We start from the raw sequence: 15,211 nt of genomic DNA, 5'->3' as shown, positions 1-15,211 counted from the left end.
GGTGTGGGGTGTGGGGCTTACAGACAGCCCCAACAACCTTTGGGATACAAGCCCTTTCTGTTCAAGACGCGAGCGAGCGTCCTTGGCAGTTCAAGCTCCTTCCAAGGCTGTCCCCTACACCCTATACCCTAACCCCTACACCCTGTTGTTGACGTGCTGTTTGCATTTCTAGCACAAACTGCTCAAACAAGTAATCTGCATCGTGGGGACCGGGACTAGCCTCTGGGTGATACTGTACAGAGAACACAGGTAGAGACTTGTGACGGACTCCAGCAACAGTGCGATCATTTAAGTTGAGGTGACTAACCTCTACAACTGTTGATGGTAATGAATCCGGATCAATAGCAAAACTGTGGTTTTGGCTGGTAATTTCTATCCGTTGTTGTAGACCTGCGGGTTGATTTAAACCACGATGCCCAAATTTTAGTTTAAAGGTTTCTGCCCCCAGTGCGTGACCCAAAATTTGGTGTCCCATACAAATACCAAACATGGGTTTTTGGCTTTCTAGCAATACTTTGGTGGTGCTAATACCTTCTGTCACTGCGGCTGGATCACCAGGTCCATTGGAGAGAAATATGCCATCTGGATTATATTTGAGGATTTCTGCTGGAGGTGTATCGGCAGGAACAACTATGACTCGACAACCATAGCTGGCTAAACGGCGCAAAATATTACGTTTTACGCCAAAATCTAGAGCCACAACGGTAAAAGTTTCACCAATCTTCGCCACAGCTTCTGGGTTAAACTCCCAGGCGGTTTTGGTGGATTCAGACCATTCATAAACTTCTGGAGTCGTAACTTCCCGCACCAGATTTAATCCTGTCATATCGGGAGCAGCTTGTACCAGTTCTAATAATTCTGCTTCATCTGTAATCGAGGTAGAAATACCACCATTCATAGCGCCATACATCCGAATTTTGCGGGTGAGGGCGCGGGTGTCGATGCCAAAGATTCCAGGAATTTGGTGTTGTTTCAGGTAGTCTGGTAAGGATTGAGTAGAACGCCAGTTACTTGGTTTATGACAGATATTGCGAGCGATCGCACCTCTGACATGAGGTTTTGCTGATTCCTCATCTTCGGGATTAACGCCTGTGTTCCCCAATTCGGGATAGGTAAAAATGACAATTTGACCGCTATAACTAGGATCAGTTAACACTTCTTGATATCCAGTCATACCAGTGTTAAACACAACTTCACCGATGGTTGTTCCCGTGGCACCAAAAGACCAACCACGATAAGTTGTACCATCTGCTAAGACAAGTAGAGCCGGTATTGGATCAGATAAAGACATAAATAATTAGGGAATAGGGAATAGGGAATAGGGAATAGGAGTTCAGGAGGAAGAGGTGACAGGTGACAGGTGACAGGTGACAGGTGACAGAAAGCAGGAGTTCAGTAGTTCAGTAGTATGGCTTGCGCCAAGCTGCGCTATCAGGAGTTCAGGAGTATGGCTAACGCCACGCTTCGCTATCAGGAGTATGGCTAATGCCACGCTTCGCTATCAGGAGTTCCAGGAGTTCAGGATAAAGAAGAATTGAAGAATAAAGAACTAATTTTTTCTCCCCTGCACCCTGCACCCTGCACACTGCAACCTGCCCCCTACACCCTGCCCACATCTCCTACTGCGACTGTTTATTATCCCATGAGTTCAGTGTTTTGGACTTGGGGAGCAGTTAATTAAAAATTAAATAATCAACATTAAGCCTGGAGCATCTTTTTGTTTGGGGCGGTACACTTGGAAAGAGCCAGGGCGGTTAACCTGAAAGGAACTATGCTTGAGTCTTTTTTATCCCGCGCAGCCCTAATTATTCTATCCGGTAGTCTGGCAGTTGTAACTGTTGCCTGTGGTGACAATAAACAAACTGCTGGTAATCATGAATCTTTGCCTGTTGGTAATTTGGCAGCTATACAGCCGCCTAATAAGAAACCAGCACCACCATCAGCAAGTCTCAACTCACAGCCACTGGAGGAGTCAGCAACTGAATCCAGTGCTTTAGAATTAGCTCTTGATAAAGCTACTGGTGGTTTGAGTATTAGTCAATCTGCTCAATCTCCAGATGATTGGAATTTGGTGGCAAGTAAGTTTCAGGATGCGATCGCTCTCATGAAACAGGTACAACCAGATAGCCCCAATTTTCCTTTTGCCCAAAGAAAGATTGCCGAATACCAGCGTCAAATTCAATTAGCACGACAGAAAGCTAATCCCCGTAATTTAGCATCTCCAGTCACTAAACCGCCACAGGTAGTTGTGGCTGTTCCTCAACCGAAACCTATCAAGGTACAGCGTTATTCAACTCCTTACCCGACTAGACAAACACAACCACTACCACCACCTCAACCTGTTTTTCCTTCATCGGAAATCGTCGCTGAAAATAACGAGGTATTTATCGCCCCGATTAAGCGGCGAGTTGGTGGTACACCAATTGTGGAAGTTACTTTTAACGGTAGACAGCGATTTGAAATGATTGTTGATACCGGGGCTAGTGGTACGGTAATCACTCAGGAAATAGCAAGTGCTTTGGGTGTGGTGCCGGTGGGCAAAGCCAAAGCCAATACAGTTAGTTCCAAAGCGGTGGAATTTCCCGTTGGCTATTTAGATTCAATGGAAGTTGGTGGGGTAATGGTGAATAAAGTTCCCGTAGCGATCGCAGGTGCAGAATTAGAAACGGGATTACTAGGACATGACTTTTTTGGTAACTACGACGTTACCATCAAGCGCAATGTCGTCGAATTTCGTCCCCAACACCACTCAGAAATTAATCCCGCAGGAATTCAACTAACTGTTCCAACTTTTTCCAGGGGCTACCGTTTTGTAAAATTTCCTTAGCTAAACTCACACCTTGAGCATGATTAAATAAGGGGACTACACCCGCTACTTGTAAGGCCAAGGACGCATTTATTGCCACTGCATCCTGTTGGGCTTGAGTTCCCTTTCCTTGCAGGACATTCTGGAGAATTTCTGCATTTTCTTGCACATCCCCACCTTTTAAAGCTGTAATAGGCGCGGGAGTCACACCTACTTCTTGGGGATTAATAGTAGTTAACTCTACTTTACCATCAGACAATACCGCCAAATCGGTGATATCGCCTAACCCCACTTCATCTAATTTTTCTCTGCCATGTAGAACAATTGCCTTCTGTGTTCCCAACTGGTTTAATGCTTGGGCAATTGTTTCTATCAGCTTGGGATCAAATACCCCTATAACTTGGCCTGTGGGTCGCAGGGGATTTACTAATGGACCGAGTAAATTAAATACAGTTCGTACTTTCAAATTTCTTCGTAATGGTGCAACTGCTTTTAGTGCGGGATGCCAACCAGGGGCAAATAAAAAGGTAATTCCTACTTCTTGTACTGCTGCTTGTACCTTGTCACTAGCGGCACTCAAGTTCACTCCTAAAGCTTCTAAAACATCTGCACTGCCTGTTAAACTGGAGGCAGAACGACTACCATGTTTAGCTACAGGTACACCAGCAGCCGCAGTTACAAAAGCCACTGCTGTAGAGATATTAAATGTTGATGCCCCATCTCCACCTGTACCACAGGTATCAACTAAGGGAATATCAGATTGAATTTTTGTTGTTTGGATGGAAAGAGACTTCAAAACTTCTGCCATTCCTGTTAACTCTTGTGCAGAAATACCTTTGAAGTTCAAAGCCATTAAAATTGCCCCTGATAATTCTGGGGGAACGGCTTCATTAATCCATCCTTGCATCAATTCTGCTGCTTGGGTACGAGATAATGATTGACGGTCTAATAATTGTTGTAGCAAAATAGACCAATTAACAGTAACTGGAGAAGTAGTCATAACTGAGGTTTTTATTTGATCGCACGCTGGAGTTATCTTACCTAAAAACGGTAAGCAATCATCCCTATTCCTTTTGTAAGCACACAATCCCTCACAGAAGAAAAGAGTTTTAACAATTGACAATGAATAATGGAAAATGACCTCTTCCTAAAAGGTAGAGAATGGAAAGTAAGGAAAGATTTTTCTGGATCTTCCTCTTTAAAAAGGCAAATCATCAATTGATAATTGATAATTAATAATTGTTTCATTTAATTTTTAAAATCTACCATCTCCCCAAAAAAAAGAAAAAAATTCTATTTCTCAATTCGTTCACAAATGAAGGAGAGGTAATTGTCAATTGTCAATTGTCCATTTTTACTTACGAGTCAGGTGATTAGCAACCTCTTCCAAAGTTTGAATCAAATTTTCTAGAGTATAAATGTTTGATTTGTCTTTATGGGAATCGCGCTTCTCAGTAGACACTTGTGTTGCATTTTGAGAAGTGTTTTGTTTGATAGGTTGCATTGATTTCCAGCCCTGAGTCACTAATACGGTTAAACACTATGGAATTACTATAAATGATGTACGGGTGCAAATACTGAGACGATATCATTTTTTATGTAATTTTTAAGAGAAAACCAGGAGTCTTCACTTTTACTTTATAAATCATACTGAAGATGGATGACAGGGAAGAAGAGGCAGGAAGCAGGAGGCAAACGTTTTTGAATTGTTTTATATCCCCTACAACCCAGACCCCTTTACTGTTGAGGTAATTGCGGTTGTTCTGTTGAGTATTTAGCCACTAAAGCGGAAATTGATGGGTTATACAATCGCAGATAATTCCAGTAATTACCTAAGACTTGCCTGACGTAATTTCTGGTTTCACCAAAGGGAATTTCTTCTACAAATTCATCTGGGTCTTGTTTGGGTATGGTTTGCAGCCATTTGGCTACGTTACCTGGCCCTGCATTGTAACTAGCGATCGCTAACATGGAATTGTTGCCATACTGCTGATGGGTATGATCTAAATACCATGTACCCAGCATGATGTTATCATTCGGGTTTTCCAAGTCAATGGTTTTCATATCCACATTGATTTGTGGGGCTATCCAAGCTGCGGTAGTGGGCATTAGCTGCATTAAACCAGTTGCACCCACCACAGATTTAATTTTGGGTTGAAACATCGACTCTTGTCGCATCAAAGCCGTAACTAGCAGGGGATTAACTTGACGGGCAGTAGACCATTTAGCAATTTCTGGGAAATAGGGAAAAGGATAACGGGCCTGCCAATAGGTGATCTGTTTACTTAAAGCTGCGTATTCTTCCTGTTCTGCGGGTGTTTCCCGATCTTCCAATTTAGAAATCTTGGCAATACCGACCAGATATTCGCCCTTTGTGAACCGCATCAACCCTTCCGTAAATGCTTCTGCTACCGTGGGTTGACTGTTATTCTTAAACTCTGTCTCCCACTCAAACCAAGCATCTCGATCCTGCCCCAGCAAATATAACTCTTTAAAAGTATCAGAACCCGCTGTCGGTACAGGACGCTGCGGTGGAGTAATTTCTGGGTTCATCATTCGCAGGTTATTAAAATCACCTACATCCAAACCCAAAATGCTGGCAGAACGCCATGCGTAATAAGATTGGGGAAATTGACTCAGTACATACTCATAAGCTTTGCGGGCTTCCTGCTGCTTTCCTAGCATAGCTGCCCATTTACCTACCCAAAAACTGGCTCTGGGTGCCAAAATACTGTTAGGATTCTCTGTAGCAATTGGTTGCGCCCATTGCCATGCACTTACGTAATCTCGATTTTTGGCTTTATTAAGGGCAGTTTGCCAGCGATATTCGGCGGCTTCCTCAGATTTGCTGTATTTACCTAAGAGTAGTTTCCAAGCTGCATTAGCTGACTGGTTATCTTTAAGAGTTGCCAATAACTTGGCTTTCTGTACCAGTGCGGCAGGTGCTTGTTTGGGAAACTTATTAATAATTTGGTCAAGGTAAGGTATGGCTGCTTTACCTGGGGCAATTTCTGCTAATCTCAACAAGGCTGTTCCTGTTTCTTCGGCAGTGGGAAACTGTTGTATTTGTTGTTTATAAATAGCAACTGCCTGATCCCGCTTTTTGTCTAACTGCAACCCTCTGGCTGTGCGGTACAAATTTTTTGCTGTTTTCGGTGCTTTAGCATAAGCCGTAGCCGCTTTGGTAAATTGATTATTATCCCAATATACTGAACCAATTAATTCCCAGTCTGCGGGTGTGAGTCCTGACTGTTTCAGCAACGGTTCTAAGATGCCAATAGTTCCCGGCTCATCAGCCGCGTATTTGGCCAAAATTAATCTTAATTTAGGTTGATTGGGATTATCTTGTAAACGTTTGCGGATAATTTCCCAGGTGAGGGGATGGAAAGGAAATTGTGCGATCGCTTGATCCTGTAGTTTTGGTTGTCCAATTAAGTACATAGCCTTGACTACGGCCGCTTCCTGGGGATAATCTTTTAACACTTTTTGCCGCAGATCCGAAGCCTGACCCTTCTCACCCACAATATCTTGCGCCTGGGCTTGTTTAAGCAAAATATAAGGCGCTAAAGCAGGATAGTCTTTCTCCAACCCATCTAATAAGCTGAGTGCCTTTTCTCCTTGGTCTGTTTCAATGTAATCACTAGCCAAAAGATAACGGGCCCGTTCTTTATCGGGAGAACTGCCTTTTTCAGTAATTTCAATTAATTTAGCGGCTCGTTCTGGTAAAGATTGAGACACTAAACTAAATACGACTGACTTGGCTTTATTAGCCTCTGATAATTTCTCTGGCTGACTCTGACTCAAGTTCAACCATTTACTCAGGGTTTTTCCAGCTTGTGGTGCTGCTACCATACCCCCGACTAAAAAGGCACATAGTCCTGCACCAGCAATCAGATAAATTTGCTTGTTTTGTAGTTTCCTCAGCATGGATACCCGCAGTTAGTTTAGCGTCTCGAACAGAAAGATTTCGATCACTTTTCTGCAACTTTAACAGAAAGAAGGAGTTCAGGAGTTCAGTAGTATGGCTTACGCCACGCTACGCTATCAGTAGTTCAGGAGGAAGAATTAAATTTTCCCCCTACACACCTACACCCTGACTACTCTATTTTGGTAAAAGAGTAAAAGAATCACAAAATCCAGTAATACTCTTGGTTAAATATTTTTGCTTCTGTTTAGTCGTTTCTGCACTGACTTGATATAACCTTTTTTCCACTAAAAATATTCTTTGCTTGATAATTTTGTCACCTGGTTTTGTATAATTAACTTCTTTGCCCAAATAATCACCTAAATTTATTTTTTCTTCACTGATTAAAGTACCTTTGGCATTCTGTAAAGCTGTTTTTTTACCAGCATCTATCGCTTGTTCTACAAGATTATTTCGTTTCAGTAACTCAATATAATCTTCTGGATAATCAATATAAGCTACTGTATATTTTACTTCATCTTGTTGACGCTCGATAGTAAAAAGATTCACTTCTACAGTGCCATTTTTAGTATTAACTTTTTGTTTAGATTCTGTAGGTGTACCAGGCATTAAAATACTAAATTTACCTTCTGGTGAAGAAAATTTCTTCCAGATAGATTGAGATATTTTTTGAGGCTGATTAGCTGATACAGGTTGAGTGATTGTATAGCCGCTGCATAAAACAAATACTGTCAGAAAGTAAGGTGTAATTTTTAAGTTCATAGTTCTTGTTGTTACAAATCTGATCGTAAGATTATATTATTTACATAAATTTTTGCTATAAAAAGATACAATTTTTAATAGTGCTTCTACATAAATTCAACAAGGAGGCAACTAAAAAGTTTTAATGCTGACCGCTGATAACAGATGGATATCAAACCCCATCAAAAGCAGGAGGATAAACCACCTTACCCCGATACTTTTCCTCGTACCCTGACAAAGTTTTCACCATAAAAACGTCCTCTGGAACTGGAAAGGGAGATTCAATTTGATAATTTATGGATGGTTGAAAACCAAAGGGGTGATAAAGTTTAGGATAACCTAATACAACAATTAATGCTTCTCCTCTTTTGTCTGCTAGTTCCAACCCTGTTTTTAGCAGGGCTTTACCAATACCTTGATTTTGCAATTCTGGATGAACTGCCATTGGTGCTAAACTCAATACTGATAGTTTTTCTTTACCTACCAACTCAATATAGCTAAACATAATATATCCAACTACGGTATTTTCAATTTCTGCAACTAAAGAAAGTTCAGGAATATAACCGTTAGATGAGCGAATGATTTCTACAAGTTTAGCTTCTTTTTCTCCACCAAAAGCTAGTGTATTTACTTCTGCTATAGTTGGGTAGTCTATGATATGTTCAGGACGGATATTCATAATTATTTTTAACTATTTATGAAAGTGTATGATTGGATTGTAATAGGTGCAGGAATTACTGGTACTGCACTTGCTTATGAATTAAAGAAAATCGGTTTTTCTGTGTTGTTATTGGACCAAGATCAAACGCCGCAAAATGCCACTCGCTATAGTTATGGTGGGGTTGCTTATTGGTCGGGGACAACACCAATTACACAACTACTATGTCAAGAAGCGATCGCACGTTATCAAATTCTACCTCAAGAATTAGATACTGATATCCAATTCAGAGAATTAGATTTACTACTGACTATCGCTGCGGATACTGATCCAAAAGTAACAGCTACATCTTATTCCCATCTTAGCACTCCGCCCCAACTACTGAGTATTCAAGAAGCCTGTGAATTAGAACCACTGCTCAATAAAAATGCCATATCTGGTGCTTTAACCATCAAACACGGTTCTATCCATCCAGAAAAACTCACACAAGCATATATTCAAGCCTTTCGGCGGTTAGGGGGAGAAATACAGTGTAGTCAAGTATTAAAACTTACTGACACTTCTGATCTAGGAAAGAGTTTTCGGGGTGTAAACACTACTAACGCCACTTTCCACAGTGACAAAATAGCTATTTGTACTGGTGGACTAACCCGAAAGTTATTAAAATCAGCAGGTATCCCGATCAAAGTGTATTTTTCTCATGCAGAAATGATTGAAATTCCACCTGTAAATTTGCGGTTACAGACTATAGTAACACCAGCTAATTTACAACGTTGGCAATTAGAAATTGAGTCAACTCAAGATGATCAATTATGGAATGACCCTGGTAATGAACTAGTTCCACCCATTTTAGATGTAGGTGCAGTACAGTTTATTGATGGTAGTTTACGGTTGGGTCAAATTACTCGTGTGCTTACAGATCCTTATGCTCAAATTAACTCAAAGGAAAGTGAAAAATGGTTGCGAACAAGTATTATGCAAATATTACCAGATTTAGCAAATTTACCAGGAACTTGGCATCATTGTTTAGTCGCTTTTAGTAAAGATAAGTTACCATTAATTGGTGCTATTCCTGAATTTGACAATATTCATATTTTCTCTAGTTTCACTAGTCCTTTTGTTTTTGTTCCACCTTTAGCACAACGCTTTGCTAAATTTGCCTCTGGTCAGGAAGATGAAATAATTAATCAATTGGTAATTCTTCCGGAGTAACGAGTACCGAGTAATGAGTAACCCCATCACTAAAGTTAGGGTATTGAAACAAGGAAGCATTATTTCTAGTGCTTTGCATCTCGTTCACGCAGCGTGCCGTAGGCATAATAAATATTTTCTCTCTTCCCTGTCACCTATTCTCTCTATCAGAATCAATCAATTTAGCTGCTTCTTGTAAAAGTTGCTGCTGTTCATTGTGAATTATTTCTAACCTCTGATAAATTTCTGTTAATCTTGTTTGTTTATCTTGATAACTTATTGTCTCGACAAATCTGATTTTATTATTTTCAGTCTTTTGCTTATTCCCATTCGTCAAATTAGCTAATGCTAAAAAAATAGCTTTACTCAAAATTTGCCCCAAGTTTAAAGGAATTTTTAATATTGACCAACTAGCTGTCTCAATTAAATAGAAAATTCTTTTAATAATTCCTCCAGTACAAGCAATTATAAATAACAGAATTATGCCACTGATAATTGGGTGATTAATTGTCCAATTTAGGGTTTGTAAAAAATGTAGAAATTTAGGGTTTTGTGTTGGCAAATCATGAATATAGCCAGTAATTGTATTCTCAATTACTCCTGATGCGTTATTTGTTATTTGTGTAGCCGTTTGCCAGCTATTTTCTAAATAACCTTGAGCTTTATTTAAGGTGTTTGTGACTGTAGCAATTGTCCTACCTGACCACTGACTGCTGATAATTTGGGAAGTTTTTAAATTTTCTAACATAGAATTATAGATATTCAAATTCTGATGTTAATTGCAAATTTAGATTAACATCTAAGCTTGATTCTATTTTGTTTTTTTGCAACCAATCCTCAATTTGATGGGCTGGCATGGGTTTAGAAAATAGATACCCTTGTCCATAGTTACAACCAAGCGATCTCAAAATTCTCATTTGTGCAACTGTTTCCACCCCTTCCGCAACCACATCTAAGCCTAGTGTTTTGGCTAAAGTAATAATTGCTTGTACAATACCTAAACTGCATCTTTCTCCTTCTATACAGGATACAAAAGAGCGATCAATTTTCAGGGTATTAACAGGCAAATCACGTAAATAAGATAATGAAGAATAACCAGTACCAAAATCATCAATACTAATTTTCATACCTGCGGCACGTAACTGCTCTAAACAATTAATGATTGTTTGTGTATTAAGCATTAATGTACTTTCTGTAATTTCTAGTTTGAGTGTTACTTGAGGACAATTGAGTGATTGATAGTGTTGAATAATTTTGGCAACCATATCTGGTTCATGTAACTGAATACCTGACAAATTTACTGCCAAACTTAAGGGTAGATCATCTAAGAACTGATTTTGCCAGATATTCAACTGACGGCAAGCTGCTGCTAAAATCCAATCACCAAGGGGAATAATTAACCCAGTTTGTTCTGCTAAGGGAATAAATTTATCTGGTGAAATCCATCCTATTTGTGGATGTTGCCAACGAATTAAAGCTTCAAATCCCACTAATTTGTAAGAATTTAGACTCACAATAGGCTGATAAAATAATTGTAGTTGTTGTTCAGCAATTGCTTGTCTCAGTTCAGTTTCCATCTGCAATCGCTCTAAAGCTTTAGTCTGCATCCTTTGATTGTAGACAACGGTGGGATATTGTAATCCTTGTTCTTTAGCATTGTAATTAGCGATTTCTGCTGCTCGCAAAAACTCTTCCGGTTCATGAAAATCAACGTTACAATCTACTATACCAATTGTAACTGAGGCATAAATGAGAAAACCTTCTAACTCAAAAGGAGGATCAATTAGTCGATGTAGTTCTGTTGCTTTGATTTCAGCTTCACCTACATCAGTAATATTTCCTAGTACAAATGCAAATTCGTCTTTGCCGATTCTTGCTAAATAATCATACTTACACAAGCAATTTTGCAGGCGTTTTCCTACCTCAATTAGCAGTTGTTCACTTTTGATATGCCCAAAGCCATATTTAATTTTGCGATATTGATCAATATCTAAAAATAAAACTGCAAAATTATGCCCGTTATGTATATATTCTGGCAGCACATTTAAGAAAGCATTGCGATTAGGTAAGCCTGTTAATTCATCATAAAATGCTAAAAATTGCACCTTTTCCAAAGCCTGTTTGCGTTCATATCTGACCTTGGCTTCTCGTAATTCCCTTTCTATGGCTGGTGCTAGTCTTGTTAAGTTGTCTTTGAGTAAATAATCATGAGCGCCATCTTTCATTAATTCAACTGCAATTTCTTCACCAATTGAACCTGAGACAACAATAAAAGGAGTATCTAAATTGCGTTGCTTGACTAAATTCAGGGCAGCAACCGCACTGAAATGAGGCATGGAATAGTCTGTTAAAATTACATCCCATTCTTGACAATCTAGAGCTGCGTCCATTGCTTCAGCAGTCTCAATTTGTTGATAAACAACCTTGTAATTTGTTGCTTCCAGTGCTAATACCATTAATTCAGCATCATCTGGGTTGTCTTCAACAATGAGAATTCTCAGTGAATCATTCATAAAAATAGATTATTGGGTTAGAGGCGGAGGACTGTTGATAATCAACCAGTACATTCCTAGCTGTTGTAGAATATTCACAAACTGGTCATAATCGACTGGTTTGCAAATGTAGCTATTACAACCCAAACTATAGCCTTGGAGGCGATCACTCTCTTCATGAGAGGTCGTCAAAATCACAATAGGTAACAACTTAGTCCGAGCATGAGAACGAATTTGTTGCAGCACTTCTAATCCATTGATTCGCGGTAACTGCAAGTCCAATAAAATCAGATCAGGAAGGGAATCTAATGCTGGATTTTCTGTAAATAGATAGTTAATGGCTTCAACACCATCTCTAGCAATAACAATATTTTCTCGTAGTCCTGTTTGCTCAAATGCAAGTAGTGTTAGTTCTATGTCATCAGGATTATCCTCAATAATCAACAGCGTAGATGTCTGAGCCATATAGCTTGGAAATATCAAGTTCGGGTGATTGTTGATAATTACCGCATCTGTGCAGAATTTTCCTGCAATTTGCTGTAAGTCTGGAACTAGACATTATATGACAACCGTTTTCATTCTACAGTGTGAAATAAAAAGTTGCACCTTCTCCAACAGATGCATTTACCCATACATCACCGCCATGACGGCGAATAATTCTTTGCACAGTTGCTAAACCAATACCTGTTCCTGGGAATTCTTCCACGCTATGGAGACGTTGAAAGGCTTGAAACAGCTTGTTAGCATAAGTTTGATCAAAACCCACTCCATTATCCCTGACTATGTAAGTTAAGTAATCAGTGTTTTCACTTTCAGACACCAAAGTCGTGAACTCAATTTTGGCTTGTATTTTTTTAGATGTAAACTTCCAAGCGTTATTTAGTAGGTTTTCCATAACAATGCGTAAAAGTTGAGCATCACCCTGAACAATGATATTAGGAGAAATTACCCACTCTACCTGTCGTTTTGGTTCTGTTTCTGCCATTTCTTGAGCAATTTCTTGAGCAATCACACTGATATTAACCTGATTATACTGCATTTGAGTGCGGGTGACTCGTGAAAGTTGCAGGAGACTGTCAATCAGTTCCCCCATCCGCTGAGTTCCCACCCGAATCCGAGTTAAATAGTGCTTACCTTTATCATCTAATTGATCTTGATAACGCTCTAGCAATGTTCTACTAAATCCATCAATACTACGTAAAGGAGCGCGGAGGTCATGGGAAACCGAGTAAGAAAATGCTTCTAGTTCTTTGTTAGCTGCCCTGAGTTCAGCGGTGCGTTGTTGTACTATTTCTTCTAATTGTTCATTCAGTTGGTGAATTTTTAGTTCCGCTTGTTTGCGTTCGGTAATATCAGCCGCAATCCCTACATGACGTAATATGATGCCAGATTGGCTGTAAATAGGGAAAACACGGGCTAAAATCCAAGTTATTGCTCCGTTTGGACTCATGATGCGATATTCTTGCTTGAGGGGTTCTCCTTTGATCAAACGTTGACAAGCAGCCAAAACGCGAACTCGATCATCTGGGTGTATGGACTCACTCCAAGATTCAGGATGCTGGTACAGACTTTCGCAACTTCTTCCCCATATTTCTTCATAGCCAGGACTAACATATAACATCTCACTCAAGTCAGCAGAGTTAATATGAAAGACTTCGTGAATATTTTCCGCTAGTTCTCTAAACTTAGCTTCACTGTCTTTGAGTGCTTGTTCTGCTTGCTTGCGTTTCGTAATATCCGCAATTGAACCCACCAAGCGCACAGGATTTCCTTCTTCGTCCCATTGGGCAATAGCTTGAGACTCTACCCACCTGTAACTACCATCCTGATGACGCAGACGATATTCACTGTGATATTGGGGAGTCCGATGTGTAATGTAGTCCTCAACTTTTTTAATCACCTGTTCACAGTCATCAGGATGAAGATACCTCATCCACTCTGCCCTAGTGATAGTCAGATTTTGGGCTTTTTCTCCCAACAAATTGAACCAGCGTTCAGATAACGTGGTTGTATCACTGGCACCATCCCATTCCCAGATAGCATCTAAGGCGCAACTTGTGGCTAGTCGCCAGCGTTCTTCACTTTTACTTAATGCTACTTGTGTCTGTTTGAGAGAAGTAATCTCAGTAATAAAACCTTGAATGCTGTTGTTGCCATCAATTAATGTTTCAATTCCTTTTTCCCACAACCATTTTTCCTGACCACATTGAGTATGAATACGATACTCTACCTCGTAGGCATTTTTATTCTTGATTGCTATTTGAATTGCCGCAACAATTTTGGGTACATCTTCTGGCACAATTAAATCTTGAAATGTGCGATCGCCATCAGATAATTCCTTGGCACTGCAACCAATTATAGAGAAATAACCATCACTTAAAGTCTGAATTGAGTAATCACTATTAAAACTACGAGAAAACACAATTCCTGGTAAGGTGTTGATCAGATTTGATAACTGAAGACGGCTATTTGTCAAAGCTTGATTTGCTAACTCTAATTGGGATGTACGCTTTTGAACTTTTGCTTCTAAATTTTCATTAGATTCCTGTAATGCTTGTTGAGCATTTTGGTATTTTTTGTCAGTAGCATTTAAATATCTGGCATTCCACCATACAATTGTACCTAAAACACAAATATTGAGAATAGAGGGAACAATCAATGCTGCCTCAATATTAATAGTATTATTTCGGTAAGCCGACAAAAATAATCCTGAAGTCAAAATTGGCATCCCAATCACCAAAGGTAATATCATGTCCGGTTGTTCGCGTAGCGTCTCGTTAGAGATATTCTTATCATTAAGACAGCAGGGGGCAGGGAGCTTTCTAGCAGGGGGAAAAGAATTTTTTGGATTTCTGCACAACCAGTTATATCGCAAGTGATTAGGCGGACATGATATAAGAGATTACGGGCAATCATTCCACCCAGATAAGGATTCATTACTTCCCTGAACCAACCTCTTTCTGGCTCAACTAACAAAACTCCTATTGAGCATCTTGACCTTATGCCTTACGGCTGCAATTCTTCTTATGAGAACTACTTGTGCGACTGCAACGTCCCTGTCAGTGGTATGACCGCAATTTGTACAAACATGAGTACGTTTTGAAATGCTAAAGACATCCGTAATTATAATATTTTTGCGGTTTTTTGTATTCAATTTTAATTGGACTATACTGAATTATAATTAGCAATACATCTTTAGTTATATTTTGAATCTATCTCCAGATAGATGTTTAGTAACAATACTTATGATTTTTTTCAACTCTTACCGAAAAAATGGGTTTGAAGTTCCCCGTTCGGAGACGGCTTTGTGATCACATCAAATAATGGAAACAGGCAGGGCATTGTCTGTTGGGCGAGATGGCTGTGGAAGTAAGTAGGTAGGCGTTGAAATTTATCGT

11 protein-coding genes are annotated in these 15,211 nt (G+C 39.6%); 2 read left to right on the top strand and 9 right to left on the bottom strand.

Going from position 1 to position 15,211, the window contains the following annotated elements:
• Window positions 1-121: 121 nt before the first annotated feature.
• Window positions 122-1,291: a glutamine-hydrolyzing carbamoyl-phosphate synthase small subunit gene (gene carA, locus A0J48_RS09885; RefSeq protein ID WP_200322652.1), complete on the bottom strand. Its 1,170-nt coding sequence runs from the start codon at window positions 1,289-1,291 to the stop codon at window positions 122-124.
• Between the two features lie 480 nt (window positions 1,292-1,771).
• Here carA and A0J48_RS09880 point away from each other — a divergent pair, with 480 nt between their 5' ends.
• The gene (locus tag A0J48_RS09880; protein ID WP_200322650.1) at window positions 1,772-2,827 is read left to right on the top strand and encodes a retropepsin-like aspartic protease family protein; all 1,056 of its coding nucleotides are present in this window, start codon (window positions 1,772-1,774) and stop codon (window positions 2,825-2,827) included.
• Here the strand turns inward: A0J48_RS09880 and trpD are convergent.
• The 4 genes from trpD to A0J48_RS09855 all read right to left on the bottom strand — a co-directional run bounded on the left by trpD (window position 2,757) and on the right by A0J48_RS09855 (window position 8,151).
• Window positions 2,757-3,806: an anthranilate phosphoribosyltransferase gene (gene trpD, locus A0J48_RS09875; RefSeq protein ID WP_200322648.1), complete on the bottom strand. Its 1,050-nt coding sequence runs from the start codon at window positions 3,804-3,806 to the stop codon at window positions 2,757-2,759. The genes A0J48_RS09880 and trpD overlap by 71 nt on opposite strands.
• Before the next feature lie 737 nt (window positions 3,807-4,543).
• On the bottom strand, window positions 4,544-6,733 hold the full coding sequence (locus tag A0J48_RS09865) for a lytic transglycosylase domain-containing protein (RefSeq protein WP_200322644.1): 2,190 nt from the start codon (window positions 6,731-6,733) through the stop codon (window positions 4,544-4,546).
• 175 nt (window positions 6,734-6,908) lie between these two features.
• Window positions 6,909-7,493, bottom strand: a complete 585-nt coding sequence (locus A0J48_RS09860; RefSeq protein WP_200322642.1) for a hypothetical protein — start codon at window positions 7,491-7,493, stop codon at window positions 6,909-6,911.
• Window positions 7,494-7,644: 151 nt separating this feature from the next.
• Window positions 7,645-8,151, bottom strand: a complete 507-nt coding sequence (locus tag A0J48_RS09855; protein WP_200322640.1) for a GNAT family N-acetyltransferase — start codon at window positions 8,149-8,151, stop codon at window positions 7,645-7,647.
• A gap of 18 nt (window positions 8,152-8,169) precedes the next feature.
• Here A0J48_RS09855 and A0J48_RS09850 point away from each other — a divergent pair, with 18 nt between their 5' ends.
• Window positions 8,170-9,342: an NAD(P)/FAD-dependent oxidoreductase gene (locus A0J48_RS09850; RefSeq protein WP_200322638.1), complete on the top strand. Its 1,173-nt coding sequence runs from the start codon at window positions 8,170-8,172 to the stop codon at window positions 9,340-9,342.
• Between the two features lie 130 nt (window positions 9,343-9,472).
• Here the strand turns inward: A0J48_RS09850 and A0J48_RS09845 are convergent, their stop codons facing one another.
• The 4 genes from A0J48_RS09845 to A0J48_RS09830 all read right to left on the bottom strand — a co-directional run bounded on the left by A0J48_RS09845 (window position 9,473) and on the right by A0J48_RS09830 (window position 14,565).
• Window positions 9,473-10,069, bottom strand: coding sequence for a hypothetical protein (locus A0J48_RS09845; protein WP_200322636.1), 597 nt, complete (start codon window positions 10,067-10,069; stop codon window positions 9,473-9,475).
• 4 nt (window positions 10,070-10,073) lie between these two features.
• Window positions 10,074-11,834, bottom strand: coding sequence for a GGDEF domain-containing response regulator (locus tag A0J48_RS09840; RefSeq protein ID WP_200322634.1), 1,761 nt, complete (start codon window positions 11,832-11,834; stop codon window positions 10,074-10,076).
• 9 nt (window positions 11,835-11,843) lie between these two features.
• The gene (locus tag A0J48_RS09835) at window positions 11,844-12,278 is read right to left on the bottom strand and encodes a response regulator (RefSeq protein WP_200322632.1); all 435 of its coding nucleotides are present in this window, start codon (window positions 12,276-12,278) and stop codon (window positions 11,844-11,846) included.
• 115 nt (window positions 12,279-12,393) lie between these two features.
• On the bottom strand, window positions 12,394-14,565 hold the full coding sequence (locus tag A0J48_RS09830) for a PAS domain-containing sensor histidine kinase (RefSeq protein WP_200322630.1): 2,172 nt from the start codon (window positions 14,563-14,565) through the stop codon (window positions 12,394-12,396).
• Between the last annotated feature and the right edge of the window lie 646 nt (window positions 14,566-15,211).

The sequence above is a fragment of the Sphaerospermopsis aphanizomenoides BCCUSP55 genome, assembly GCF_001586785.1.
GTDB classification, from domain to species: Bacteria; Cyanobacteriota; Cyanobacteriia; order Cyanobacteriales; family Nostocaceae; genus Sphaerospermopsis_A; species Sphaerospermopsis_A aphanizomenoides_A.
Note: the sequence above shows the minus strand (reverse complement) of the source record. Positions and strands in the feature narration are given on the sequence as shown.